The sequence below is a fragment of the Brevundimonas sp. genome (assembly GCF_036677305.1).
Classification (GTDB): domain Bacteria; phylum Pseudomonadota; class Alphaproteobacteria; order Caulobacterales; family Caulobacteraceae; genus Brevundimonas.
Genome location: NZ_JAKFEB010000067.1, coordinates 1 through 3,622, shown reverse-complemented (window position 1 = coordinate 3,622; position 3,622 = coordinate 1). Strand labels below are relative to the sequence as shown.

Annotated in this window: 4 protein-coding genes and 1 tRNA gene; 4 read left to right on the top strand and 1 reads right to left on the bottom strand. The window is 69.2% G+C overall.

Features of this window, described 5'->3' with window-relative positions:
- Positions 1-115, top strand: a 115-nt coding sequence (locus V6M42_RS04075) for a hypothetical protein (protein ID WP_325743522.1), incomplete at its 5' end; no start/stop codon positions are given.
- A 300-nt stretch (positions 116-415) separates the two neighbouring features.
- Here V6M42_RS04075 and V6M42_RS04070 read toward each other — a convergent pair.
- The gene (locus V6M42_RS04070; RefSeq protein WP_332677315.1) at positions 416-1,708 is read right to left on the bottom strand and encodes a flavin monoamine oxidase family protein; all 1,293 of its coding nucleotides are present in this window, start codon (positions 1,706-1,708) and stop codon (positions 416-418) included.
- Positions 1,709-1,877: 169 nt separating this feature from the next.
- On the opposite strand from V6M42_RS04070, the gene V6M42_RS04065 reads away from it, so the two are divergent.
- The 3 genes from V6M42_RS04065 to V6M42_RS04055 all read left to right on the top strand — a co-directional run bounded on the left by V6M42_RS04065 (position 1,878) and on the right by V6M42_RS04055 (position 3,622).
- On the top strand, positions 1,878-2,003 hold the full coding sequence (locus V6M42_RS04065; protein WP_332661091.1) for a hypothetical protein: 126 nt from the start codon (positions 1,878-1,880) through the stop codon (positions 2,001-2,003).
- A gap of 95 nt (positions 2,004-2,098) precedes the next feature.
- Positions 2,099-3,433 carry a hemolysin family protein gene (locus tag V6M42_RS04060; protein ID WP_332677313.1) on the top strand — a complete coding sequence of 445 codons (1,335 nt, stop codon included), beginning with the start codon at positions 2,099-2,101 and terminating at the stop codon, positions 3,431-3,433.
- Positions 3,434-3,546: 113 nt separating this feature from the next.
- Positions 3,547-3,622 (top strand) — tRNA-Trp (locus tag V6M42_RS04055).

The following is a 3,622-nucleotide window of genomic DNA, read 5'->3' as shown; positions in this document are numbered from 1 at the left end:
CGAGCTGAACGTCGAGCTGATCACCCCGATCGCCATGGAAGAGAAGCTGCGCTTCGCCATCCGTGAAGGCGGCCGCACCGTCGGCGCCGGCGTCGTCTCCAAGATCAACGAGTAATCGTTCTTGGTGCGCTAACGCTCGCGACGCGGTCGCTCGCTCCTTGAGCGCGATCGCCGACCGAATGCGGTGACAGGAACAGAACGGCCCCCGGAGCGATCCGGGGGCCGTTTTGCTTTGGAACTACTCTCAACCCGTCATCCTCGGGCTTGACCCGAGGATCGGACCGTCCGGCGCCCCGTGGATCGTCGCGGAAGCGCCGTCGATGGGCCGCGCCAGACGCACAGCCCGGCCCTGCCTCTGATCCTCGGGTCAAGCCCGAGGATGACGGCGGTGGCGAGGAGCGGGGTGGATGAGGCCCTACGCCAACACCGCGCGCACCGCCCGCGCCGCCGCCTCGCCCGACCGGTACGCCCCGCCGCAGGTCTGGATCAGGCCGCCGGCGAGGGCTTCGCCGGCGAAGAAGATACGGTCGCCGACGGGGCGGGCGAGCGCCTCGCGCGCGCCGTAGCGGCCGGGGCTGGCGGCGGCGTAGGCGCCGCGCGTCCACGGATTGGACGCCCAGGGCGTCAGGGCGCCCTTCACGACAGACCGCGCGGCCCCGGAACCGAACATCTCGACCAGCCCCTGGGTCGCGAAGTCGACGGCGGCGGCCTCGCCCGCAGCGGACAGCTCCCAGCCCAGATCGCCGCCCACGAAGCCGACCATGAGGTCGCCGGCGAAGGGGAAGCTGAGGAAATACAGGTCGCGCCGTCCGCGCCGCGCCAGCAGGACGTCGGTGAAGGGTTCGAGGCCGAACCGCTGGTCGCGGATCTGCAGCGGGATCTTGGCCAGCATCCCCATGGGAATGTCGGCGACGGCCTCCTGTGTCGGGACGGGAAGGTCGGGGGTGAAGCGGATGGCGCCCGAGGCGAGCACGCCCGTCGAGGCGGTGACGATGACGGCGCGGGTGCGGATGGAGCCGGCGTCGGTCTCGACCACGGCGCCCGGGCCGTCCCAGCGGATGCGGCGCACGGGGGTGTCGAGCCGCACGGGCAGCCCCCGGCCGCGATGGGCCACGATCGAGCCATAGCCCTGGGCGCACAGGAAGTTGGGGGCCAGGTCGTCGGCGTTGGCGTAGTCGAAGGTCGACAGCTCATCGAGGTCGACAGCCATGTCGAGCGCGCCCAGATAGTCGCCCGCCGCCTCGCCGACCGGGGTCGAGACGTCCGCGACGAGCGAGGCCGCGACGTCTTCGGGCGCGGCGCTGATGGCCTCGCTCATGGCCTCCTCGGCCTCATTGACGAGATGGGCCGGGGAGGGGGCGGAGCCCAGCCAGACGCGCTCGAGGTCGTATTCGTGCGCCCGCAGGGTGAAGCCGTTGTCGCGGGCGTAGGCGGTGTACGGATTGTCGTCCGCCTTGTGCAGCCAGGCGCAGCCGACGTCGAAGGGCGAGCCGAAGGTGGCGGTGTCGGTGAAGGCCCGGCCGCCGATCCGGTCCATGGCTTCCAGAACGATCACCTTGAGTCCCGCCGCCTGCGCCGTGCGGGCGGCGGCGATGCCGGCCGAGCCGGCGCCGACCACGACCAGGTCGGGATCGCCCGACAGGCGGGCGGCGCCCAGTGTCGCCGTACCGGCCAGCCCCAGCAGCGCGGCCCTTCGGGTCAGCATCATGGCGCGGTCCTCCCGGCGGCGAGACTGGCATATCGCCGGTCTGCGCGACAGGGATTCGCGTCTCCGGGGCGCAGGGCGGTTAACGGCCCCCCCGCACGGGGCAGGCGCTTGCATGCAACCGCAATCGCCTCACTACGTTCGCATCACCGGCATTAGGAATTGGGTAACCATGCGACGCGCGATCCGGATCGGCCTGTTCATCGGCACCTTCCTGGGCATGTCCGCCTGTGCGGCCATGCCGGAGGACGGCGCGCGCGGCCCCTATGGCTCGGTCGAGGTCGGCCGGACCGGGTGACGCCGCAAGGAAACCGTGGCGGCGAGGGCGGATTCCCCCTATCATCGATCCTGCGGACGCCGACTGTCGCGCCGCGCCGGTTCCGCCCCCACTAGATGTTAGCCCTCGCCATCGTCGTCGTTCTGCTCCTCGTGGTGCTCAACGGCCTGTTCGCCATGACCGAGCTGGCGGTCGTATCCTCGCGCAAATCCAAATTACAGAGCCGGGCCGAGCGCGGCGACAAGGGCGCGCGCGCCGCCCTGCAGCTGGCCGAGGACCCGACCCATTTCCTCTCGGCGGTCCAGGTCGGCATCACCCTGATCGGGATTCTGGCGGGCGCCTACGGCCAGGCGGCCATCGGCGGCGAGTTGAACCGCATCATCGAGACCGCCGTTCCGGCCCTCGCGCCCTGGTCGCATGTCATCGCCACCGGCATCGTCGTCGTCTTCATCACCTATGTGTCGGTGATCGTCGGCGAGCTGGTTCCCAAGAGGCTGGCCCTGATCTTCCCGGAATCGATCGCGTCCAAGATGGCGGCGCCGATCTCGACCCTGGCGGTCGTTCTCAAGCCCTTCGTGGTGCTGCTGACGGCCTCGACCTCGGCCATTCTCAAGATCATGGGCGTCAAGGACCGCGACGGTTCGGACGTCACCCAGGAAGAGGTCGAGACCATGATCGCCGAGGGCACCTCGGCCGGTCTGATCGAACCCGAGGAGCAGGAGATGATCGAGGAGATCCTGCGCCTCGGCGACCGCCCCATCCGCGTGGCCATGACGCCGCGCCACGAGGTGTTCTGGGTCGCGCTGGACGACACCGAGGCGCAGCTGCGCGAGGAGGTGCGGACCTGCCCCTATTCCCGGATCGTGGTCGCCAAGGAGAACGACGTCGATAATCCGCTGGGCGTGGTCCACAAGAAGGACCTGCTGGACAGCCTGCTGGACAACGGCGAGTTCAATATCGAGAAGCACGTCCAGATTCCGGCCTTCATTCCCCAGTCGACCTCGGTGCTGAAGGCGCTGGAGATCCTGAAGGCGTCCAAGGTCCACATGGCCTTCCTGGTCGACGAGTTCGGCGCCTTCGAGGGCGTGGTGACGGCCACCGACCTGCTGGAGATGATCGCCGGCGATTTCGACGAGGGCCACGACGACGCCGAGGTCAATGTGCGCCAGCGCGAGGACGGCAGCTGGCTGGTCGACGGCCAGACCGACATCGACGAGCTGGCGGATGCGCTGGGCGAGGATTTCGGCGAGGCGGACGGCTTCCACACCATCGCCGGCCTTGTGCTGCACCAGTTGTCGCGCGTGCCGCACGAAGGCGAAATCCTGCAACTGGGCCGGTTCGAGGTCGAGATCATCGACATGGACGACCGCCGGATCGACAAGCTGCTGTTCAGGCAGGTGATCAACGCCCAGGACGAGGCGCGGGCGGTTGCGGCCCAGTACGACGACTGAGCCGCATCCGTGCTTGAAAACCCCGGCGCGGTCGGGCATACGGCCCGGTCTGGGGAGGCCGAACGCGCCCGGGGGACTTACCCTCTGGCGCGTTGTAGTTTCCACCGGGACCTAGGAGTGTAGCTCAGCTGGTAGAGCATCGGTCTCCAAAACCGAGGGTCGTGGGTTCGAGTCCCTCCACTCCTGCCA

Excerpts from the sequence above, each read along its gene's own strand:
- V6M42_RS04070 (WP_332677315.1), bottom strand. The coding sequence starts at position 1,708 with ATGATGCTGACCCGAAGGGCCGCGCTGCTGGGGCTGGCCGGTACGGCG.
- V6M42_RS04065 (WP_332661091.1), top strand. The coding sequence starts at position 1,878 with ATGCGACGCGCGATCCGGATCGGCCTGTTCATCGGCACCTTCCTGGGC.
- V6M42_RS04060 (WP_332677313.1), top strand. The coding sequence starts at position 2,099 with ATGTTAGCCCTCGCCATCGTCGTCGTTCTGCTCCTCGTGGTGCTCAAC.